General features: G+C 50.6%; 21 protein-coding genes and 3 tRNA genes. 10 read left to right on the forward strand and 14 right to left on the reverse strand.

From position 1 onward, the window contains the following. Positions 1 to 33: 33 nt before the first annotated feature. The gene (gene yedD, locus PGR10_RS07355) at positions 34 to 453 is read right to left on the reverse strand and encodes a lipoprotein YedD (RefSeq protein WP_162750162.1); all 420 of its coding nucleotides are present in this window, start codon (positions 451 to 453) and stop codon (positions 34 to 36) included. 455 nt (positions 454 to 908) lie between these two features. Between yedD and rcsA the strand changes: the two genes are divergently transcribed. Continuing rightward, positions 909 to 1,541, forward strand: a complete 633-nt coding sequence (rcsA, locus tag PGR10_RS07360; protein WP_087860515.1) for a transcriptional regulator RcsA — start codon at positions 909 to 911, stop codon at positions 1,539 to 1,541. A gap of 42 nt (positions 1,542 to 1,583) precedes the next feature. Here the strand turns inward: rcsA and dsrB are convergent, their stop codons facing one another. Next, on the reverse strand, positions 1,584 to 1,772 hold the full coding sequence (gene dsrB, locus PGR10_RS07365) for a protein DsrB (protein WP_015365898.1): 189 nt from the start codon (positions 1,770 to 1,772) through the stop codon (positions 1,584 to 1,586). Positions 1,773 to 1,906: 134 nt separating this feature from the next. Between dsrB and yodD the strand changes: the two genes are divergently transcribed. Then, on the forward strand, positions 1,907 to 2,134 hold the full coding sequence (yodD, locus tag PGR10_RS07370; RefSeq protein WP_045390235.1) for a YodD family peroxide/acid resistance protein: 228 nt from the start codon (positions 1,907 to 1,909) through the stop codon (positions 2,132 to 2,134). 326 nt (positions 2,135 to 2,460) lie between these two features. Here yodD and dgcQ read toward each other — a convergent pair whose 3' ends face one another. From dgcQ to PGR10_RS07385, 3 genes are all read right to left on the reverse strand, one after another. Next, entirely contained in the window at positions 2,461 to 4,128 is a 1,668-nt protein-coding gene (gene dgcQ, locus PGR10_RS07375) for a cellulose biosynthesis regulator diguanylate cyclase DgcQ (RefSeq protein ID WP_213316859.1), read from the reverse strand. A 99-nt stretch (positions 4,129 to 4,227) separates the two neighbouring features. Continuing rightward, positions 4,228 to 4,407 carry a YodC family protein gene (locus PGR10_RS07380; RefSeq protein ID WP_045390229.1) on the reverse strand — a complete coding sequence of 60 codons (180 nt, stop codon included), beginning with the start codon at positions 4,405 to 4,407 and terminating at the stop codon, positions 4,228 to 4,230. Between the two features lie 76 nt (positions 4,408 to 4,483). Next, positions 4,484 to 5,395, reverse strand: coding sequence for a DUF808 family protein (locus tag PGR10_RS07385; protein ID WP_113373550.1), 912 nt, complete (start codon positions 5,393 to 5,395; stop codon positions 4,484 to 4,486). 183 nt (positions 5,396 to 5,578) lie between these two features. Here PGR10_RS07385 and yedA point away from each other — a divergent pair, with 183 nt between their 5' ends. Beyond that, a complete protein-coding gene (yedA, locus tag PGR10_RS07390; protein ID WP_113373549.1) occupies positions 5,579 to 6,490 on the forward strand; it encodes a drug/metabolite exporter YedA in 912 nt (303 codons plus the stop codon). Here the strand turns inward: yedA and PGR10_RS07395 are convergent. From PGR10_RS07395 to drpB, 4 genes are read right to left on the reverse strand one after another with little or no spacing between them, the layout of a single operon-like run. Then, positions 6,465 to 6,950, reverse strand: coding sequence for a very short patch repair endonuclease (locus tag PGR10_RS07395; protein ID WP_087860510.1), 486 nt, complete (start codon positions 6,948 to 6,950; stop codon positions 6,465 to 6,467). The genes yedA and PGR10_RS07395 overlap by 26 nt on opposite strands. Then, positions 6,931 to 8,355, reverse strand: a complete 1,425-nt coding sequence (locus PGR10_RS07400) for a DNA cytosine methyltransferase (protein ID WP_430923263.1) — start codon at positions 8,353 to 8,355, stop codon at positions 6,931 to 6,933. Before PGR10_RS07400 ends, PGR10_RS07395 begins: the two co-directional genes overlap by 20 nt. A 57-nt stretch (positions 8,356 to 8,412) precedes the next feature. Further along, complete coding sequence (locus tag PGR10_RS07405; protein ID WP_087860508.1) at positions 8,413 to 9,108, reverse strand: phosphohydrolase; 696 nt, start codon at positions 9,106 to 9,108, stop codon at positions 8,413 to 8,415. A 42-nt stretch (positions 9,109 to 9,150) separates the two neighbouring features. After that, positions 9,151 to 9,432, reverse strand: coding sequence for a cell division protein DrpB (gene drpB, locus PGR10_RS07410; protein WP_213316858.1), 282 nt, complete (start codon positions 9,430 to 9,432; stop codon positions 9,151 to 9,153). 550 nt (positions 9,433 to 9,982) lie between these two features. On the opposite strand from drpB, the gene ompC reads away from it, so the two are divergent. After that, positions 9,983 to 11,125 carry a porin OmpC gene (ompC, locus tag PGR10_RS07415; RefSeq protein ID WP_213794517.1) on the forward strand — a complete coding sequence of 381 codons (1,143 nt, stop codon included), beginning with the start codon at positions 9,983 to 9,985 and terminating at the stop codon, positions 11,123 to 11,125. A gap of 913 nt (positions 11,126 to 12,038) precedes the next feature. Then, positions 12,039 to 13,787, forward strand: a complete 1,749-nt coding sequence (locus tag PGR10_RS07420; RefSeq protein ID WP_087860505.1) for a glycosyltransferase — start codon at positions 12,039 to 12,041, stop codon at positions 13,785 to 13,787. Between the two features lie 586 nt (positions 13,788 to 14,373). On the opposite strand, the gene PGR10_RS07425 is transcribed toward PGR10_RS07420, so the two are convergent. Next, a tRNA-Ser gene (locus PGR10_RS07425) sits at positions 14,374 to 14,463 on the reverse strand. A 90-nt stretch (positions 14,464 to 14,553) separates the two neighbouring features. Here PGR10_RS07425 and mtfA point away from each other — a divergent pair. After that, positions 14,554 to 15,354 carry a DgsA anti-repressor MtfA gene (mtfA, locus tag PGR10_RS07430; protein WP_183269054.1) on the forward strand — a complete coding sequence of 267 codons (801 nt, stop codon included), beginning with the start codon at positions 14,554 to 14,556 and terminating at the stop codon, positions 15,352 to 15,354. A gap of 100 nt (positions 15,355 to 15,454) precedes the next feature. Next, positions 15,455 to 15,530, forward strand: a tRNA-Asn gene (locus tag PGR10_RS07435). 53 nt (positions 15,531 to 15,583) lie between these two features. Here the strand turns inward: PGR10_RS07435 and ldtA are convergent. From ldtA to nac, 3 genes are all read right to left on the reverse strand, one after another. After that, positions 15,584 to 16,525 (reverse strand): L,D-transpeptidase, encoded by a 942-nt coding sequence (ldtA, locus tag PGR10_RS07440; RefSeq protein WP_087860504.1) that lies wholly within the window; start codon positions 16,523 to 16,525, stop codon positions 15,584 to 15,586. 76 nt (positions 16,526 to 16,601) lie between these two features. Beyond that, positions 16,602 to 17,552: an HTH-type transcriptional regulator Cbl gene (gene cbl / locus PGR10_RS07445; RefSeq protein ID WP_213316920.1), complete on the reverse strand. Its 951-nt coding sequence runs from the start codon at positions 17,550 to 17,552 to the stop codon at positions 16,602 to 16,604. A gap of 106 nt (positions 17,553 to 17,658) precedes the next feature. After that, positions 17,659 to 18,576, reverse strand: coding sequence for a nitrogen assimilation transcriptional regulator NAC (gene nac, locus PGR10_RS07450; RefSeq protein ID WP_430923265.1), 918 nt, complete (start codon positions 18,574 to 18,576; stop codon positions 17,659 to 17,661). Positions 18,577 to 18,891: 315 nt separating this feature from the next. Here nac and PGR10_RS07455 point away from each other — a divergent pair. The 3 genes from PGR10_RS07455 (at position 18,892) to PGR10_RS07465 (ending at position 20,797) form a co-directional block, all read left to right on the forward strand. Further along, positions 18,892 to 18,967: transfer RNA gene (locus PGR10_RS07455), tRNA-Asn, on the forward strand. A 116-nt stretch (positions 18,968 to 19,083) separates the two neighbouring features. Next, a complete protein-coding gene (locus PGR10_RS07460; RefSeq protein ID WP_430923266.1) occupies positions 19,084 to 19,797 on the forward strand; it encodes a 4'-phosphopantetheinyl transferase family protein in 714 nt (237 codons plus the stop codon). 67 nt (positions 19,798 to 19,864) lie between these two features. Continuing rightward, positions 19,865 to 20,797 (forward strand): nucleoside recognition domain-containing protein, encoded by a 933-nt coding sequence (locus tag PGR10_RS07465; protein ID WP_047050690.1) that lies wholly within the window; start codon positions 19,865 to 19,867, stop codon positions 20,795 to 20,797. On the opposite strand, the gene PGR10_RS07470 is transcribed toward PGR10_RS07465, so the two are convergent. Then, on the reverse strand, positions 20,708 to 22,285 hold the full coding sequence (locus PGR10_RS07470; RefSeq protein ID WP_430923267.1) for an alpha/beta hydrolase: 1,578 nt from the start codon (positions 22,283 to 22,285) through the stop codon (positions 20,708 to 20,710). The genes PGR10_RS07465 and PGR10_RS07470 overlap by 90 nt on opposite strands. Between the last annotated feature and the right edge of the window lie 113 nt (positions 22,286 to 22,398).

The raw sequence follows: 22,398 nt of genomic DNA on the forward strand, positions 1-22,398 counted from the left end.
ACGGGCCGGCTTTCGCCGGCCCGTCAAAATAGATTACTGTGCGGTTTTACTCGCCGCCTGATTCTTTTTCCAGGCCTGTTCGCACTCCGGCGTTAAGCGTTCGACGCGGGTCAACGTCATTCGATCGTATTCCAGCGTGTTTCCATTACGTTCAATAGGATAAATATCAAGGCTGCTGGTCACATTATAAACCTGATCGTCGCGGTTCATTAATTTTCCCGGTTCAGCAATCACCCGTTGCCACTGACGGCAATCGAGGGTATCCCCGTCTTTGGTGACGATCAACGTCGCTATCGCCTCAGGGCTAACCATCGCGCTTTGCGGGCCCTTCGATTGCCAGAACCCTTCCAATCCTGCAGGCGCTGGCGCTTTAACCACTGCCTGATAGGAATCAACCTGTGCGCATCCGGACAGAGCAAGCAACGCGCCAGCCATAACAATCTTTTTCATCATCCATCCCACAAACCGATAAAAAAGTATTGTGGCATTAAAGCGTTAAGGCCGCCACCCCTACGCGATGCCCAGGTTGCTTAGGCTCGCCGCTAATCTCAGCATTTACGCTTATCGATTATTATTAGCCGTATTAAACATGAATGAAAAATACATTTTTTGAATAAAATACAGACAGCACCAATTTAATTGGCGGTCGCCCCATAAGGATAATCCGAAAATAAATTGAAATCGTGGCGACGCCATGGCCCAGCGCCGGGCATTATTACTGTCAGGAACTGTTTATTCTTTTTTCATGGCTTTACTTTAAGAATATTCCTGGCAAATTATGAGTATTATTAGCGAATAGTTTAGTCTGGCTAATGCTTTCCGCATAAAGTCAGGCGTTATAAAAATGGACTTCATCACACGGCCAGGCGCCAGATGAATTATCGTTACGTGTTGATTGAGGATGGGTCATGTCAACGATTATCATGGATTTGTGCAGCTATACCCGGCTAGGTTTAACCGGATATCTGGCAAGCCGGGGAATAAAGAAGCGCGATATCATTGAGGTGCGTAGCGCACTTAGTTTGAAGGAGCGCTGCGAATCACTGCGTCCGGCGGTTGTGTTTCTCAACGAGGACTGTTTTATACATCACGATGAGAGCAATCAACTTATCCGCGACATCATTACCACCAACCCTGATACCTTATTTGTTATTTTTATGTCTTTGGCAAACATCCATTTTGACCACTACTTACTTGTGCGCAAGAATCTACTTATCAGTTCAAAATCGCTAACACCGAAAGACCTTGATAACATTCTGGGTAATTGTCTGCAAACCGATACCGCCAATCATCTAAACCAGTTACGCACCCGCATTCCTACTTTATCGCTCAGTCAGGCAGAATCGAATATGCTGCAGATGTGGATGGCCGGACACGCGACCTCACATATTTCCAGACAGATGAATATCAAAGCAAAAACCGTGTCGTCACATAAAGGTAATATTAAGAAAAAAATCCAGACGCATAATAAACAGGTGATTTACCATATTGTTCGGTTGGCTGAAAACATTACTTCCGGGATTTACGTCAATATGCGCTGATAGCAAACTGGCGGCGATACCCGCCAGTTTCTGCCTGTGGACCTACTCAGCTTTCTCAACAAAAATGCCGTCCGGGTGCCCCACTTCGTTGAAAAACCAGATCCCAAGCGGATAGTCTTCCAGCGCAACAAGATACATGGTTCCCTCACTAAACGACTCAATTGCCAGTACTACCCCCGAACGACGTGGGCCACCGTCGGTCTTTACCGTGACACGATCGTTTACCTGCATAACTCGCCTCCTCTCGTTTTGAGCCAGTGTAGAACAAAACCCGTCATCACGCAGCGTTCAGCCAGCGTGACTGCCGTTTTTATAGACCGTCTATACTTAAAGAGGCCCTATCAGAGCCGAGCGAGGTAGTGATGATGAAATCCGCTAAAGACCGCGGTGTGACGAATACAGACGGGATTGACGTTAATGTCGATGCCCTACTGGCGGCGATCAATGAGATAAGCGAAAGCGAAGTGCATCGTAGCGAAGATGATCCGCACCATGTCAGTATCGATGGTCGTAACGAACACACCTGGCGCGAGCTGGCTGAAGCTTTTGAGCTTGATATTCATGACTTTAGCGTTACTGAAGCCAATCGCTAAGCATAGGTGAAAAAAATCCCGACTCGCAGGAGTCGGGATCAAACTTGCTAATGCAAGAAGCACTTGAAAATTCGTTACACCGGGAAATCCGATGCATGGAAGACATTATCCTCAATTATTTTGCATGACAAGAAGTATTGATGATGAGAATTATTGAGAAATGCGGCTTATATGTACAACCAATTTAATAACCCAAGCGTGACAAGGCCTGCCCCTTATCGTTCTGTTACGAACGGTGCGGCGAAGCGGTGTATTTTTTAAGAATTTTCCTATACCGAAGAACATCAACGCCGCAGATAAGGTGAGCGTTCTCACCTTACCAAAGTCTATCCGGCCGAACATACCCGGTTGCGTCCATTCTGCTTTGCCAGATACAAACGATGATCGGCAATCGACTGCAGCTCCTCAAAGTTAAACTCATCTGATGTCTCACTACTACTGACCCCCAATGAGGCGCTGATCCGTAAACTAACGCTGTTGTGCAGCAATATCTCCCGGCTATGGATACGCAGACGAATACGCTCAGCAATCGCGCGCGCTTGCGACAGTTGCGTATTGGGTAAAACGATACAGAACTCTTCCCCGCCAACGCGTCCGGCAATATCCTCCTCGCGAATCTGCCCCATAATGGTGCTTCCCACCAGGGTCAGAACACGGTCCCCGGCCTGGTGTCCGTGTTTATCATTAATACCTTTAAAATAATCCAGATCCAGCTGAATGACGGATATGGGTTGATTATTCCGCCAGCAGCTTCGTGCCGCCGCAATCGCCCGCTCAAACAGGGCGCCGCGATTTAACAGCCGTGTTAATGCATCATGCCAGGCCTGCCATTCAAGCGACGCCTGCAACACGCTCATATTGATGACCATGCGGCGGATAACCAGCCAGGACACGATCAGCATGAGGGTAAACATTAACCACATCAGGGTCAGGGCGATGGAAATGGTCCCGAAATCACCACGCACCCCCTCCTTAAGGGTATGGATATGCAAAAGTACGCCGTCAAAGTTACGGATCTTTTCCCAACTGATATAGCGAGTTAACTGGCGTATGCCGCCATGGTTATCATTGGCCAACGCATAGCGAAGTTTTTCTTGTTCCGTGGGCGAGAGCGGCGTCAGCACATCATCCGGCGCCGAAGAGGCCAGCAAATTGAGCTGCTTGTCATACAGCTGATACTCGCCCATTTGCCCTCCTTTTACCGCACTGACGAGAAAATTCTGCAGGTCGCGGATGGAAAAATCCATCGCCAGCACGCCCAGCCAGTAGTGCTCATAGTCCAGGGGAATCGAGGCCGTAACCACCTGCGGTTGCGTATATCCGTCTTCCTGTTGAGTGGTTTGCCAAAGGATCCCTCGCCCCGGATTATCACGCTGGGTTTGCCGCATAAACCATGCTGAACCCGTATCTCGCGAAAACTGCGCCAGCACCTGGCTGGAGCTGCGCGGAGCATCGGTGGTGGTGTAGAAACCGCTACGAGAAACGTAGGACATGCGCTCGCTGAAGATTCGGTTATTGTTGGTCAAACGCAGAAGATAGCCAAGCTCAAGGGTAGCCATCAATTCATTGCTGGCCTGAGGATTGTTACGCGACAACAAGTCGTCAGCGTCGACAAAAGAATCGGAGACTCCGTATACCGTCAGAGTACGCCGGTTGTTTAGCTCGACTGACCAGATGGGATCGTGCCGTTTACTGATGTACTCCTGCTCGGCCCGGCGCAGGATGGCGAAATCCAGCGGATTCTCCAGCGCCGATTGCATACTGTTGCGAAAAAAGAGCAGCCGGTTGAGATTAAATTGCAACAGCCCATCCATTTCATGGGCCACGTTCTCAAGATTATTACGTTGGTTGGCGACGTACGCTTCTTCCAGTACCCGGATCTCTCGCCAGATGAGTAACGTTGAAAAGAACAGCACCACGATGAAACAGATATTGACCACACGCCCCGGATTGAAGAGGCGACGGAACTTTTTTAGCCACAGCGGCTTATCCATTATTCACTCGCAGTACGGTCAAAGAAACCAACAACATCAACGCTCCTTGTCCGAACGTAATCAATATTAAAAGCGCCCGCACCAGCGGGCGCTGCACATCTAATTATGCTGCGAACGTTGCCCTTCGCCGCGGACCAACTCATCTTCACGGAAGGCTTCACGCTGTACGACGTGACCGTCATACCACCGGCACTCGACCATGTCGCCGGCAATGCCGGTGACGACCATTCGCGGCCCGCCGCTTTTCCGTCTGACTTCATCACTGACCAACAAGACCATTTTTGCCTCCGGTATCAGGAAGAAACAGTTTCACCTTAGACGACGCCGGCCCATCTTGCGTAACCGAAGCAGGGATTTATTTCGCGTTACCGCGTAATGCGGCTATAGCTTTAACAACGCCAAAAACGATAGCGCCAATAATAAATCCTAGCACCAGATTAGCGACTACAGGCAATGTGGATGCCAACATTCCACTCAGTCCATGGGCAAGATTTTCGATGAAATGATGCAGCGGCGCTACGCCGTGAACCACAATACCGCCGCCAACCAAAAACATCGCCAGGGTACCGACGAAAGTCAGAATTTTCATCAACCGCGGCGCGATGGCCAGGAGGGCTTTTCCTACCCCCTGCGCCAGTACGCTTTTTTTCTCTACCAGCCAATAGCCCATGTCATCCAGCTTGACAATGACGCCTACCAGACCGTAAACCCCAACGGTCACAAGAATGGCGATACCGGATAAAATCAGGATCTGATTAAGCAAGGGCGCATCAGCTACAATACCCAAGGTTATCGCGACGATTTCAGCTGATAAGATAAAATCGGTACGGATCGCCCCTTTTACTTTATCGCGTTCAAAGGCCAGCGGGTCCTGGGCGGCGAGCGTTTCCAGGCGCTGCTGGCGCAGTTTCGGGTCTTCCTTATTCTTGCGCGCATGCAGGTTATGCAGCACTTTTTCAAAGCCTTCAAAGCAGAGAAAAGCGCCGCCCAGCATCAATAGCGGCGTAATAGCCCAGGGAATAAATGCGCTGATAAGTAACGCCAGCGGCACCAGAATCACTTTATTCAGAAACGAGCCTTTTGCTACCCCCCACACCACCGGGAGCTCGCGGTTAGCCCTTACGCCAGTAACCTGCTGCGCGTTGAGAGAAAGATCATCGCCCAGTACGCCCGCCGTTTTCTTAGCCGCTAGTTTTCCCATGACGGAGATATCATCCAGCAGCGTGGCAATATCGTCCAATAAGGTTAAAAGACTACTTCCCGCCAAAATGTGCTTCCTTCAATTTCTGTTTATGAAACATAGAGTATGAGGCAAAAGCGCCCTCTCGCCCAGAGATGTCATTAGTCAACAAAAATATAACAAAAAAATCACATTGAAAGCGCTCGCCAGCACGTTAGTTTTCACGTTAACTATATGTTCCCTTTCTATCTCTTTTCGTCGCGAGGAAGTATGTCTACCCGTCAGCTGTTACCCCTTATCGGCGCGCTGTTTGCGCTGTATATCATTTGGGGGTCAACCTATTTTGCTATCGCTATTGGCGTCGCCAGCTGGCCGCCGTTGATGATGGCCGGGATCCGCTTTCTCTCTGCCGGCGGCGTGTTGCTTATCTATTTACTGGCCACCGGTCATAAACTCCCGGCCCGACGACCGCTACTTAATGCGGCGCTGATAGGCATCCTGTTGCTTGCCGTCGGCAATGGCTTCGTTACTCTTGCAGAACATCAGCATGTACCATCAGGTATCGCCGCGGTGATGGTCGCCACCGTCCCGCTATTTACGCTCTGCTTCAGCCGTTTTTTTGGCATTGTCACGCGCAAGCTGGAATGGTTCGGTATCGCGATTGGCCTGGCGGGAATTGTGATGCTCAATAGCGGCGGCAATCTCAGCGGCAACCCCTGGGGAGCATTGCTGATTCTGATTGGTTCCCTGAGCTGGGCGTTTGGCTCGGTTTACGGCTCGCGTATTGAATTACCAACCGGGATGATGGCTGGCGCGATTGAAATGCTGGCGGCAGGGATTGTGCTTTCCGCGGCATCATGGTTCTCAGGGGAGAAGCTCACTCAAATGCCGTCCTGGTCCGGTATTTTGGCCGTTGCTTATCTGGCCATTTTTGGCTCGCTTATCGCCATTAACGCCTATATGTATCTGATACGTAACGTGACGCCGGCGGTTGCTACCAGCTATGCCTATGTCAACCCGGTGGTCGCCGTGCTATTGGGGACCGGGTTTGGCGGTGAAAGCCTCTCCATGATCGAGTGGCTGGCGCTGGCGGTGATTATTTTCGCCGTCGTATTAGTGACGCTAGGTAAATATCTCTTCCCTGCCCGCTCAACCGTTACTCCTTGTCAATCGGATCGATAAAACCGATGCCCTGAGTGTCGATCTGCGCGCAATTTCCACCGCCGCAGATCCACTCCTCCAGACGATCGCGTAAGGCCTCATCGCTTAATTTCTGCCGCCCGCGGAGCGCGCACTCCCAGACAATAAGCACCCGCCAGCCTTGTTCTATCAACATCGCCAGGTCACGGCGATCGCGCCGCACGTTAGCGCCAATCTTTTTCAGCCAGAAATCGGTACGGGTCGCCGGTACTTTGAACAGATAACAGTGATGATGGTGCCAAAAGCAGCCATGGGTAAAGATAACGCAGCGGTAGTCAGGCAGCAGAAAATCAGGCCGCCCGGGTAGCGATGCTTCCTGAACGCGAAAAGTGAATCCAGCCTGCGTGAGCAGCGCCGCCAACCGCTTCTCAATTGCCGTATCGCGGGTTGCGATAGCGCGCATATTTTTACTACGAGTGGCCTTATCGTGAACGTCCGCCATCGCTATCTCCGGCAACGCGCAGTTTTACCGCTTCGGCAATCCGCGGCGCCAGCAATTTTGCTACCGCGGCAAACACCGGGACTACCACCGAATTACCGAATTGGCGATAGGCCTGAGTATCGGAAACAGGAATACGAAAACGGTGTTCTCCCGGTGCTTCGAAGCCCATCAATCTTGCGCACTCGCGCGGTGTTAAACGCCGCGGGCGGCGTAGTTGATTTTGTGGATCGTCAAAATGCTTTTCGCCCAATGGTTTATCCCAACCGCGATCGACCAGGATCTCAGCGCCATCTTTGTAGTAGCGCGCAGATAGCGTTCGCGCGACGCTGCCTGGATTGGTCGGGTCGACCAGACCGTAACCGAAACCGTTGCCACGCGCCTGATGTTTACGCGCGTAACGATAGAGATACTTCCACAGAACCGGCGTCAGAATGAATTTAGCATCGACAGTGGGATCCAATAACTCGCCGAAGGTTGGCCGCTGCGGCGGATACAAACTGGTGATATCGCGCAGCGTAAATCCTTCATGCAATTGTAAATCGCGACGAAAACCCACCAGCACAATACGCTCACGGTGCTGGGGTAAGAAATGACGTCCATCGATAACCTTGGGGTCATCGGCGCCTACATGATTGGCATCCGCCACCTCATAACCAAGCTCATCCAGCGTCTGCATGATAATGCGAAAGGTTCTGCCTTTATCGTGGCTCTTCAGATTCTTGACGTTTTCCAGCACGAAGATCGGCGGACGACGGGCGGCAATAATTCTGACAACATCAAAAAAAAGTGTTCCCTGAGTTTCACAGGCAAAACCATGGGCGCGCCCCATGGCATTCTTCTTTGATACCCCGGCCAGGGAAAAGGGCTGGCAGGGGAAGCCCGCGAGCAGTACATCATGTTGCGGGATCGCCTCGCGGATAGACTTCGCCGCCTCTTCATCACTGATATCGGTGCGCTGGCTGAGGGTAATTTCTCGGATATCGGCGTTAAAGCTGTGCTGATGCGGATCGCAATACCAGTTAGCTTTATAGGTACGTACAGCGTGTTTATTCCACTCGCTGGTAAATACGCACTGCCCGCCAATAGCTTCAAAGCCGTGGCGAATACCGCCAATGCCGGCGAAGAGATCGATAAAACGAAACGTATAGTCTGGATGGTGGCGCGGCGGAGACGGTAACAGGCTCGCCAGAAAAGCGCACTCCGCGTTCGTTAACCTGCTTGCCGCATGACTCACCGTCGCCACCCGTTTGAGTATCGCCGGGCTCCAGTGCTGATCGCCAACCGCTAGCAGCTGCGCGACCAGGGTTTTGACATCATAGATCGTCATCAGCTGGCGCAATAACGCCTGCGCGTGTTCCCCTGACGGCTCAGACAGGAGATTTTCTTTGGATAATTTTTGCGGCATAACCTCAACCAGCACGGACAATTTTTGCAGAGAGTACCACAAATAGTCGCAACGGATTTAAACCGCAGGCGCAAAGCGGCGCAAAACCGCTTCATCCAACGACAACGGGTCGCCACGCAGTTCGGCGCCCAGCTTCGCCATAAATTGCACCAGAAATTGGGCATTATGCACCGCCAGCGCTCTCCCCTGCTCCGTTTGCATGGTCTCAGGCAGGCGTAGCAATTTACACTGAAAATGGTCGAGGGCAAATTTCTTGTCATCAAGATCGCGCTGGTCAGCAAAGGGATCGTCAGCATCAAACAAGATAGTGTTTAGCGCGCCGGAAACGGCAAAAACACGAGCCAGACCAATCGCCCCCAGCGCTTCCAGTCGGTCCGCATCCTGCACAATTTTCGCCTCTACGCTTTGCGGTAATATAGCCGCACTAAAGCTATGCGCTTCAATAGCATGCATAACTGCAGGATAACGGTCGGCGGGAAAGTCGGGGAAAGCGCTTTGCAGGATAGACCGCGTTTTCTCTGCCGCCATCCGCGAAGAGTTATGACGCTGAGGATGGTTTTTAGCCAGGCTGACAATATCGTGAAAGTAGCAGGCCGTCAGGATAACCAACTCGTCAGCGCCGCTATCGCCGACCAGCTGCTGCGCGGTACTCCAGACGCGGCGAAAGTGCGAAATGTCATGAGCCGCATCCTCCTGCGCATGATGCGTATTTAACCAGTTTTCAAATCGTTGTTGCCATTCAGCTAATAACATGAGCGTTTCCTGATGTCTGGACTAGCCTCGAGCATAGCAACTTTAATCGCGCTGTTCATGTACCTGAATAGGGGGACGCGTGTACCAGGCTATCGCCCCAAGGATTGCCCCCACTCCTCCCAGCACCAAAAAACCCAGCAGCGCGCCAATCCATTTGCCCGCCGTTGACCCCAATTCGCCATCAATGCTGACGCCGGGGACGCTTTGAATGCGACCCACTATCCACCAGTACCGTACCATCGCCCACACAAAATAACCGCAAAAGGCGTAAAAAGCCCATAACGCCAGCTTTCCACCGGGGCCCCGTTTCGCTTTAGCGTCCATTAAATCCTTCTCCCTATATCAACCACAGCGCATCATCGCCAACCACACATCTGTGACGCACATCACATTATACAATTATCGTGCTTATCTGGAAGCATGAGTATGGTACCGGGCGTGTTTTGCCATCCACGAATGTTGGTTAGGGTCAGCACCTTTATATACTACGGATATCGCCATGCTTTTAAATAAGACGATTTGATGAAATCCAACGATATTCATTATCAAACAAAATTATTTAATAATATAACTTATCACATTATAAGCGATGATATTGTAATGTCATTTACAGCATAGATATCATTATCACCGGAAATTAAAAACCGACCGACATTAAAAAACAAAATAAAACATCAATAAGCCACGAGAATATATATTACCCAAAGAATATAAAATACATATATTGAATATAAAATAAATATTTTGAAATATTTTAATATACTTTTATTACATTTTTTATTTAATTAAAAATGAACTTAAGCGGCTAGTATCAATTCGTCATTCCACAGGGAATTAGACAATTCATATTAATTATGATTAAAGGGAATACATAATGAAAAGAAAAGTATTGGCTATTATGCTGCCAGCGTTATTAGCAGCAGGCGCGGCGCACTCTGCGGAAATTTATAACAAAAACGGCAACAAGCTTGACCTCTACGGAAAAGTTGACGGTCTGCACTATTTCTCCGACGACGCTTCCGAAGATGGCGACCAAACCTACGCGCGTTTAGGCGTGAAAGGCGAAACGCAGATCAACGATCAGCTGACCGGCTACGGCCAGTGGGAATACAACATTCAGGCTAACACCACTGAAGGTGAAGGCGCTAACTCCTGGACCCGTCTGGGCTTCGCGGGTCTGAAATTTGCTGACTACGGTTCTCTGGACTACGGCCGTAACTACGGCGTTATCTATGATGTCGAAGCGTGGACCGACGTACTGCCGGAATTCGGCGGCGACAGCTACACCCAAACTGACGTCTTCATGCTTGGCCGTACCAACGGCGTGGCGACCTATCGTAACAGCGATTTCTTCGGCCTGGTTGATGGCCTGAGCTTTGCCCTGCAGTATCAGGGTAATAACGAAAACGCTGGCTCCGGCGAAGGCACCAATAACGGCGGTGGTCGTAAACTGGCGCGTGAAAATGGCGACGGTTTCGGTATCTCCTCTTCCTACGATCTCGGCATGGGCATCAGCTTCGGCGCGGCATATGCTTCTTCTGACCGTACCAACAATCAGGTGGCCGCAGCGGCCAACAGCGCTTACGCCGGCGGCGATAAAGCCGATGCCTGGACCGTGGGCGCGAAATACGATGCTAACAACATCTACCTGGCCGCAATGTACGCGGAAACCCGCAACATGACTTCCTTCGGTAAATCCACCAGCTATCTTGGCGGCGGTATTGCCAACAAGACTCAGAACTTCGAAGTTGTTGCCCAGTATCAGTTCGACGATTTCGATTTACCGCTGCGTCCATCTGTCGCTTATCTGCAGTCTAAAGGTAAAGACCTGTACAACAGCGGCGACAAAGACCTGGTTAAATACGTTGATGTGGGTATGACTTACTACTTCAACAAAAACATGTCTACCTACGTTGATTACAAAATCAACCTGCTGGACGAAGACGACTACTTCTACCGCGCCAACGGCATTGCGACAGATGACGTAGTCGCGCTGGGCCTGGTCTACCAGTTCTAATATCCCCTCATTATCAAAGCCTGCCACGTGCAGGCTTTTTTCGTTTTAACGATCAGCTTTTCGCGGCATCGGCATATATCAATCCACTGAAGTAATTCAAACTTTTGTCATGGGAATGGCTCAATAATACTCTGGCACAGAAGGCAGGATATTTGCCCTCCGGTTGCCGGGTGACCCTCTCTCTTACACTCCCTACATCTCCCCCCCACTCCAGTACCAGAACGGAATACCCTTACAAAAACGATCGTTTTAACCGATCGATTTAACAAAATCGATCTGTCATAACAATTATCCACATGAAAAATACGCCTTTAAAATATCCCCTTCACAGGGAAGGACATTTTGTGACTCTTAAACAGGTAATAACCGAGCTAGCTTATAGCGTGAGGAGCTTTGTCGTGTCGCTTCACAACACGTAAAAACCCTTATGAGAGCATGACTACAGCAGGTTTAGCTGTCTGAAATGCATTGATTGAAAAAACAACAAATTGGTATAGTTACACAGTGAAATTATTTAAATGTAAATACTGCATGCGCTGCGGTAAGAAGCTTAGGTTTTTCGAAAGGTTAATGGCTGAGAAGGATCGTCTCTGTGATGATTGTTGTTCTAAAGTTAGCAAATACATGTATGACAAGAGACATTAAATTTCAGCCGCGATGCAGGAAAACGTCTCAAACTAACATGGATAAGGGCTATGCCATGTAAAATCCCATGGCAAGCGAAGAAAGTTATGGGATTCGTTTTCTCTTAAAATTGCGATATCACTAGCGACTAATACGGATGGTCAATAATATTGTTCAGGTATGCCATTTGGTTGCGATAGCCACGGGCAGCTTTGCCAATAATAATCTCGGTTAGTTGTCAACCATCCTATTAAATTTCACCAGGCATTAAATAATAAAAAGAGGAATAATGGAAACAGCAAAATGCTTACAGCGGTTGGTTATGCCAAACGCCAGGTTTGGTGCATCTGAAAGCATGTACATCAGAGGGAGCCTTTTTTCATTTTCGGAAAATATTATTACCGTATTTCCCGGAGGGAAAATTTCTTTTGATACCTATTACAATGGTTTTTCCACTATTCTCTGGAAAGAAAAATGCGGAATACACGATCTTGCATTCAATGCATCAGGCACTGGCTTAGCAAAAATCAGCGCCTTGCTTATTACAGAAGAAATGTCAAGATATGAACTGGCATCAGCAACCGTGTCCCTCAATAGCCTGTCTCAAGAAATATTCACTCTGGATTTGGCTGACACTCTCAATCGCGGCATTATATATATAGAAATAACTCCGATAAATGGGATTGTCTCCCTTAATAGCGGCGAATGGTTTACCAATCAATCTCCCCGCAGAAAAGTAAAGCTCGGAATATCAATAACACATTTTGACAGAAAAAAATATGTCATCCCCTCAATGATGAGAATAAAGCGAGAAATACTAGAAAATGATGACTATCGCGGACTCATTGACTTTACCGTTATTGATAACTCAAAGAATATAACGGCTCGCGAGGCTAATGGGATTAGGGTTATTCCCAATAAGAATACTGGTGGTGCGGGTGGATTTATGAGAGGTCTACTTCATTACATTGATGAAGGTGATTTCACCCACACATTATTCATGGATGATGATGCAAGTTGCGAAGCCGAATGCATCAAAAAGACATACTCTGTACTGAGTTATGCATTAAACGACAACGCTGCGGTTTCTGGTTCATTATTTACCGGTGTGCGCCCCGATGCTTTAGTTGAAAAAGGTGCATTTTTTGATAGGGTATGTCATCCAATTTACTCAGGGTGGCGATTAAATGATGTGGAATCCCTGGTAAAAACAGAAACCCTCATGCAATTTCCTAACTATGGCGCGTGGTGGTTCTTTGCATTCCCGATAAATCACGTCAAGAGTTTTGCATTTCCTTTTTTTGTTCGCGGTGATGATATCTTATTCGGCATGATGAACGACTTTGATATATTAACAACAAATGGCATTGCTTGTTATGCGGAGGAAGATTTCTCTTCTAAGACCTCACCGTTGACGGCCTACCTTGATACGCGCAATCATCTTGTAAATATGTTATTTTTTGGCCGACCAGTTAAAGACATAATCGGCACATATATTTCCTTTCATCTGAAAAGCCTGCTTGCTCATCAATATGGTAGTGCAGCCGCCATCAATTTAGCTTTCAAACATGTCTATGGCGATCCCGACTTTTGGAAAAATAATGCAGACATGAAGGATGTTCGTGAAGCATTAAATGCTATAACTTTTAATGAAAAAATGAAACCGATATCTCCTCCAGATAACAGCGTAGAGTTTAAGTGTAATTTCGAAACAAAATCACGGCGACTTTTCAGAATTATTACGTTAAATGGATTTCTGGCGCCTTCAAAAAACAAAATCATTTATCAGGAAAAGACATCAGGCGTGTCACTGAGACAGATTTTCAGGTACAAAAAGGTTTTTTATTACGACCGCGGCAATAAAACAGGCTATATTGCTGAGGCATCAAAAAAACAGCAGGCATCAGGTTTTATTGAGATATTGTTTAATACCTTAAAGATAATCCTTGCATCGAGAACACAGAGAAAAAAATACTCAGAAGTGACTAACAAGCTCACAACAGAAGAATTCTGGAGGAGTATACTTATTCGCCAATAAATTTTCTTACTGGCTATTGATACATCAGGTAATTTTGTAGTTGCAGGGATTGAAGCTTCGATTACCTGCAACTTTTTATGTTAGTCCATTCATTCCGTCACACTGACTTATCAAGATCGTCTATTTACGACAGTAAATTCCGTGAATAACTTTTTGCAGAACTATTATCACCGCACCACTCCAGATGGAACTTTGCTACTGTAAACTGCCTCTCAAGGCGATTCGGGACGAGATGTGTTCATCATCACCACCTCTATACCGGTAGGTGGGCTACTGACCACACTCTTTCATGTGCCTGCCGGCAAACCTGCTCCCCATACTGAAGCCTCTTAGGGTTGCCGTGAAAAGGATCACGGAGGTGCTACTGAATGGTTAGGGCGTAAACTCAAAATAACCTTGAAAGCGAAAGGCATTTCATAACAGGAGAGTTCGAGCAAAGATAGGCAACGTTTCGCCCACACCCGGTGTAGCAATTATCGAGGATTCAGAAGATGATTATTGATAAAAATATAGCAACGGAATATACCAACAGTATACCAAGTGTGATGGATGTCGTTGAAGGGAATTGGCGTAAGTGATTGAATAGTGGCGGAGAGAGGGGGATTTGAACCCCCGGTAGAGTTGCCCCTACTCCGGTTTTCGAGACCGGTCCGTTCAGCCGCTCCGGCATCTCTCCGCTGTTGAGGTTGCTATAATGCCAGGTTCTTTGGCATTTTAATAGCTCCAGTCCCTTAAATTGAGTTCAAGTGACGACTTTGCGAGCGATATGATGTTTAAATGGCCGTGGAAAGCAGAAGAACAGACAGGTAATGGCGAAATCCCGTGGCAACAAGCGGTTGCCATTCCGGTTTTAGCAAACCTCACTCAACAGGAACAGCAGCAGCTGTGCCAAATGGCAGCTCGTTTTTTACAGCAAAAACGTCTGGTGCCGTTACAGGGATTTGAGTTAACCCCACTACACAGCGCGCGTATCGCACTACTCTTTTGCCTGCCGGTACTTGAACTCGGCCTTGAATGGTTAGATGGCTTCCATGAAGTCTTGATCTACCCTGCCCCCTTTGTCGTTGATGACGAATGGGAAGATGACATCGGCCTGGTGCATAATCAACGCGTTGTCCAGTCCGGCCAAAGCTGGCAGCAGGGTCCCATTATCCTTAACTGGTTAGATATCCAGGACTCTTTCGATGCCTCCGGTTTTAACCTGATCGTGCATGAGGTCGCGCACAAGCTGGATTCGCGTAACGGCGATCGCGCCAGCGGGGTTCCTTTCATTCCCTTGCGTGAAGTCGCTGGTTGGGAGCACGATCTACATGCGGCGATGAACAACATTCAGGATGAGATCGATTTGGTCGGCGAAAGCGCCGCCAGCATTGATGCCTATGCGGCAACCGACCCGGCAGAGTGCTTTGCGGTGCTATCTGAATATTTCTTTAGCGCCCCAGAGCTATTCGCCCCCCGTTTCCCGGCGCTATGGCAGCGGTTCTGCCAGTTCTATCGTCAGGATCCGCTACAACGTTTACGGCAAAACGATCTGCTGGATGAAGACGACGTGCGGGTTGTTCATTAAAAACACGCTTTGAACTAAATTTCGCCAATTGAATCAGCTGGTTAAATTTAGTGTTGACACCAAAATGCGAGGCCAGTAGTATGCGCCTCGTTCACACGATTCCTCTGTAGTTCAGTCGGTAGAACGGCGGACTGTTAATCCGTATGTCACTGGTTCGAGTCCAGTCAGAGGAGCCAAATTTAAAAAGCCTGCTTTTAAGCAGGCTTTTTGCTTTTTAGCCTTCATGCCGTTAAAAACTGGCTTCCACCGCTGAGCTACTAATATTCACCGGCATCCCGGAACGTCTCTGTAACGCTGAATCCGCGCGCCCGACGTTCACGCCAGCTCCCTGCACAAACTCGCGTATTGCCGGGGTATACGGCAGCGGCACTTTGCGGTCTGACTCAAATTCCGAACGATTACGCGACAACGGTTCATGCACTTCCAGCCAGCGGCTGCCGTCCGGCTCGGTGGTGTACTTCACCGGCTGATCGATAATCTGTACTCGCGTGCCGACCGGTACATTATCGAACAAGTATTTAATGTCATCGTTGCGCAGGCGAATACAGCCCTGGCTCACCCGCAGGCCAATGCCAAAATTGGCATTAGTTCCATGAATGGCATACAGCCTGCCGATGTAGATAGCATACAGCCCCATCGGATTATCTGGCCCGGCGGGTACCATCGCCGGCAGGGTTTTACCTTCTTTAGCGTACTCACGACGGGTATTCGCCGTCGGTACCCAGGTAGGCCCTTCCTGCTTACGTTCCACGGTCGTTACCCAGTTACGCGGCGTCTCGCGCCCCGCCTGGCCAATACCGATCGGTAGCACCTCGACGGTAGTGCCCTCAGGCGGATAATAATAAAGCCGCATCTCGGCGACGTTTATCACGATACCGCTACGCACGGTAGCAGGCAGGATCAATTGCTGCGGAATAATCAACGAAGTTCCGGATTTGGGTAAATAGACATCGACGCCGGGGTTAGCCTCCAGCATGTTGCTCAGCCCCTGCCCGTACTGCGCGGCAAAGGTTTCCAACGGCTGGGTATTACGCTCGGGCACGCTGATTTTAATCGGACTGCCAACCAGACGACTCCCTTCCGGCGGCAACGGATAACTTACCGCCAACGCGCTGTAGCTGGCCAACATCATCACCAGAGAGCAAAGCAACTTCATACGCCGCACCATCATTTTCCCTTCCTCAGTCGCGACTCACGTGAATGAATTATAGCTGCTTTGACGCCTCCCGCTTGCCTGCTGCCCGCACTCAGATTTGATAATCGATAGCCACTTCCTCCGGCTCCATCGCCTGGCGCTTAATCTCATCCAATGACAACCCGGCATTGCACAGTTCAATGAAACGCCAGACGTAGTTACGCTGTAACTGACCGCGTTTTAACCCCAACCAAACGGTATTGGCATCAAAAAGATGGCGTGTTTCCAGCCGGGTAAAAGTATCCGCTTCGCGAGCATCGCCGGATTGCTCCGCCACCAACCCCACCCCTAACCCCAGCTCCACGTATGTTTTAATGACATCGGAATCCTGGGCGCTGAGAACGATATCCGGCATCAGTCCTTTACGGGTGAAGGCTTCGTCAATACGCGAACGCCCGGTAATGCCCTGGCGGTAGGTAATTAACGGCCAGCGCGCAATCGCCTCGAGAGTCAGCGGCGTAACCTCAATCAGCGGATGATCTTTCGGTACTAATAAACTGTGGTGCCAGCGGAACCAGGGGAATGCCACCAGCGTCGGGTCGTTACTTAAGCGCTCGCTGGCGATACCAATATCCGCCCCGCCATTGTGCAGCAGCGCTTCGATCTCCTGCGGCGTTCCTTGCACTAACTCCAGCCGCACATCGGGGAACAGTTCGCGAAAACCTTTAATCACCGGTGGCAGGCTATAACGTGCCTGAGTATGCGTGGTGGCAATGGTTAATACGCCTGAAGCGTCGTTGGTAAAAAGATCGGCAAGCCGGCGGACATTGCTGGCTTCGTTGAGGATCCTTTCGGCAATGGAGAGCAGCGCTTTACCGGGCTCGGTCATCCCCAGCAAGCGTTTACCGCGGCGGATAAAGATTTCTATCCCCAGCTCTTCTTCCAGCTCACGAATATGGCGGCTGACGCCAGATTGCGAGGTGTACAGCATGTTAGCGACTTCCGTCAGGTTGTAATCCCGACGGGCCGCCTCGCGAATAATTTTAAGTTGCTGGAAATTCACCTTTTCCCCCAGGTCTTCAGACATAACATAATGTCTATTGTTAAAGTCTGTTTACCCGGCAAACAAATAATAAAAACCAGCAACTTATTCCTTAAAAGAATATAACCTAACTGACCAGCTGTAATTCACGATTCTCCAGGGACGGACGACTGACCAGCGACAGCAGGATATCTTTGACCGCCTGCGCTTGAGGAGATAAGCCGCCGCGCGCCGAAGTATTCAGCGATAGCGACAGGCTCATCGACGGCGTGCTGATGCGCGCCATCCAGCCATTAGCCGTCCCACACAGCGCGCGCGCCGCCGATTCCGGCAGTACGGTGACGCCCATACCGCTGGCGATTGCCGCAGTTAACGTGGTGATGGATTCGATCTCGCCAATCACTTTAGCCGACAGGCGGCGTAAGGTGAAAGCCTCCGTAACTCGTGCGCAAACGGCGCTATAGTCGCGGGGTAAGAACAGGCTCATTTCCGCAACGGCTGAAAGATCAACGCTTTGTCCCGGACAGTTTTGCGTGCCGACCAGATACAAATCCTCTTTCAGCAGCGGCTGGCTGGCCACGCCCGCCACCGGCGAACGTTCATACAGCACCGCCATGTCCAGTTGGCCGCCAAGCAGCTTGTCATTCAATACGCTGCCGCTGCACTCCTGCAGATATACGTTCACCTCGGGCAGTTCATTACGCACCGTTTGCAACAGCGGCATGGTGATCGCCGAAGCCGCCGTTCCCGGCGCAAGGCCAATTGCCACCTGCCCGCTCAGCGTCTGGCCAACGTTATGTACTGCCAGATGCGCCTGCTCACACTGGCGTAAAATGGTCCGCGCGTGGGTATAGAGAATCTTCCCCGCTTCGGTTGGCGTAACGCCGCGTTTGGTGCGGATCAGCAGTTTCTGCTCCAGTTCACCTTCCAGGGTCGCTACCTGCTGGCTCAGCGCCGGTTGTGCGATATGCAAGACTTCAGCGGCCTGGGTCAGACTGCCGATATCGACGATTTTCACAAAATACTTCAGTCGTCTTAAGTTCATTTTGCCTCCTGTAAGGGAATGCCACTACTGGCCATTAAGTTACAGGGATTTTGCAAGATGCTTGCCAGGTTTTACGTCGTTGGGCCATTGCCCTTCCGGTGCGGCAAAATAAGGGTTTGTGATAATACAGGTGGCTTCCATGAGCGCATGATATGCCCCATTAGGGGTATAAATGCACCATCGTGGTGCATTTCCAGCGAGCTTTGCCATAAAAGGCTTTTGATTGTTGAAATTGTCAGCAGTCGAACGTTTTATGTCGAATCAGCCTTTGACAACACCGCAAGTCATCGATAATATGCGCCCCGTTCACACGATTCCTCTGTAGTTCAGTCGGTAGAACGGCGGACTGTTAATCCGTATGTCACTGGTTCGAGTCCAGTCAGAGGAGCCAAATTTAAAAAGCCTGCTTTCGAGCGGGCTTTTTGCTTTATATTTCACATAACTCTTCTGCTTCGTTCATCACCTGCGATATGGTAGCGCCATAATTGTTTTGCCTGATGAGCCTGCATGTTTATCGTTACCGACACCTTTCACGATCAACCCTTTATTCAGCATGCCGAGTGCGGCTATCTTCGCGCTGACCCGGCGTTAAAATTTTGTCGGGTACGTTTCGCCAGGTCGCAACTACAGGACGCTCTTTTTAGCCAGTACGCCATCCCGCTCCCGCCTTCTCTTACTGGCGCCGTCGCCAAACGTAAAGCCGAATATCTGGCCGGGCGCTATTGCGCGCACTATTTGCTGCGACAAGCCGGCTGCTTAGAGCCGGTGTTAATCGCCGCGGACCGCGCGCCAATTTGGCCGGCAGGCTGGCGAGGAAGCGTCTCACATAGCGAAGATATCGCCATCGCGGTGGTTAGCGCCGAGGACGACGGCCTGCATCCAGGGGTCGATATCGAGCATCTGCAACCGGAGATCATGCTGGAAAGCGCCGATATGTTTGTCTCAAGAACGGAACAGGCGCTGCTTTCCTGCTGCGGCCTGGATAAGGAATGGGCACTGCTGCTGGCTTTCTCAGCCAAAGAAAGCCTGTTCAAAGCGCTTTATCCGCGCGTGCAGCAGATGTTTGATTTCGATGCCGCCGCCATGGTCGCTCTCGACCCGGCAAATCAGCGTTTCACGTTGCGCCTTAATAAAACCCTCAGCGACGCCTTCCCCGCAGGTAGCCAGTTCAGCGGCGAGTATTACTTCAGTGAAGGCACTGTTCTTACCTGTCTGCGCTAGCTGTTCATTTCGCCACTTCGGGATTATGATGACGCTAACTATTTGACCTGCATACAGTGATAGATAAATGGATGTCATCGGCATCATTATGTCAGCGGGAAAATCCTCCGTCGACGTAGCGCTTTATACCTTGTTACCCATTATGGTCGTCATGCTGATCATAATGAAATATCTCGAAGTCCGCGGAATTCTCGACATCATCGTGCGCTGGCTGGCGCCGCTGCTGAAGCCCTTTGGGTTGACCGGTATGAGCGCCTTCGCGCTGATTCAGATAAATTTCGTCAGCTTTGCGGCCCCACTTGCCACGCTGGCAATTATGGATAAACGCGGCGTCTCTGACCGACAAATGGCCGCCACCCTGGCGATGGTCTTCGCCATGGGTCAGGGCAACGTTTTCTATCCCTTAACGCCGTTCGGCCTGCACTGGCTGGCCGCGATCGCCATTTCTATTATCGGCGGGCTCTGCGCCGCAGCGGTCTGCTGGTACGCCACCGGACGTAAGTTATCCATTGTCGAGAGCAGCCGGGCAGAAGCGCTCCCGGAAAGCGAACAAAATAATCACGGGCTGATTGCGGTGATCAATAGCGCCGGCGCCGACGCTATCCGTCTGGCGCTTGGCGCCGTGCCGATGCTGATTTTATCGTTGACCATCGTCGGCCTGATGCAGGCGGCCGGCGTCATCGAGATGCTGCAGCGCGTACTGATGCCGCTGCTGCTATGGCTACATATCCCCGAAAACTTCGTCCTGCCCGCGCTGGTGAAATGTGTGGCGGGCGGCACCGCCTATTTCGGGGTTATCTCCGAGCTGGCGCAGCAGGGTAAAGTGACGCTCAGTCAGATTAACGCCTCCGCGGGGCTGCTCATCCAGACCTTCGACCTACCCGGCATCGGCATTTTCCTTGGCGTCAGCTCAAGATTTGTGCGTCTTTTCCGCTTCGTCGCCCCTGCCGCCCTCATCGGTATTGCGCTGCGCACGGTACTGCACATCCTGTGGTTCTGAGAACGACGGCAGACGCTGATTAACCCGCTGCAGCAGGTAGGGGAAAAATGGATTAGAAGTAGCGCGCATTAACGTATCAAGGCCGACGCTCAGCGTCGCGGTCTCGCCGCGTAGCGAAATGGTGCCAAGGCTAATACCGCTAAGGTTTTTCTCCGTCGGCTCGCGGCCATACAGCGAATCGGTGATGGGGAACGGCACCGCGATATGCGAAAGCGAGTACATATCCTGCGGCCAGGCCAGATGCAGCGCCTGCGTTCTCTCGGCAGTTTGCCCCGCCAGCGTCAGGCGCGCGACGGTATCGAGGGTGTGCGGAGTCGCATTCGTCACGATCGTCGTGGAGTACGGACGCGGCGCCGGAGGTAACAAGGTATTCACCGCCGAATAAGTCGCCGGGCGAAACAGCGCCCGCAGGTTCGCCGCCTGATTAATATCGAAAATCACCAGTTCGCTGCCGTTGTCCGGCAAATAGCGGTATAACGAATCAACCACCGCCCGGGTACTGACTGTAGAATCAATCACCGACTGAAAAGTTAACACCGGCGCGAGAGAGGCTAAGCGCTGGCTCTGCGCCGCCTTGATAATCTGTTTTTGCAAGGCCTGGGTCAGCAGCCACGACTGGCGCGCTGCCTTTACCGGAAAGGAATTGTATTTATAGGGATTAAACTCCGGAACGACGTTTAGCCACGCCGCGCGCGCAAAGGCGGGAAATATCGAAGGCAGGCCAGCCAGTCCGGCGAACCGGGCAAAAGCGGTTACGCCAATCATCGGCGATAACAGTATTATCTGCTGCGGCCTGACCAGCGATTTATCGGTCAATTCATCGAGCGCATACTTCAGCGCCAGCGCGCCGCCGTTAGAATATCCCACCAGATGTAGCGGCACATCCCCACCGGCACGTCGCATCGCTTCCCGAACCGCCAGGCGGGTTGTCGCCAGCCATTGTTGCCAATCAACGCGGGTTAATGCGCCCGGCGCGGTACCGTGGCCGGGTAAGCGCGGCGCCACCGCGACAAAACCTTGCCGTTGATACTCTTCCGCCAGATAGCGCACGCTGTAGGGGGAGTCGGTTAATCCATGCAGCAACACCACCGCACCACGCGGTTTGCCGGATGGCAGTAATATAAAGGAGCGATTCCAGTCTGGCGTAAAACGTTGCGGATAGACCAGACTGTCGCGATAAAAGCGATTTATCGGCGTTTTGTCAGCGGCAGGCAGTTGGTCGCTGACCTCACGCCGCAAATCGGCAAATATCTTATCTTCCCGTTTGAGATAGCTGGCAAAACTGGCTCGGTCGATTTCATCAGCGGTCATCTCATCCCCAGACCAGGTATGCCAGCGCTGCAATGCAGGGCCACGTTCCGATTCATATATTCGTCCGATGAAAAATACCACCGCTACAATAACCGCCGCTGCCAGCGCTTTTTTCGCCAGCGAGACTATCCTTAATCCAGATTGATTCAGAAGCTTGTTAAATCGCATCAAAGCCATAGGTGGTATTTGCCTGTCCCGCTGCATCGCAGAGTTAAGATTTAACAACTTCAGCTAAACGTAAATTAAACCAATGGGTAGTTTCAGTTGTCTTTAAAGCACTAACGCGTCAA

Source organism: Klebsiella sp. 141198 (assembly GCF_050600785.1).
GTDB lineage: Bacteria > Pseudomonadota > Gammaproteobacteria > Enterobacterales > Enterobacteriaceae > Klebsiella > Klebsiella aerogenes.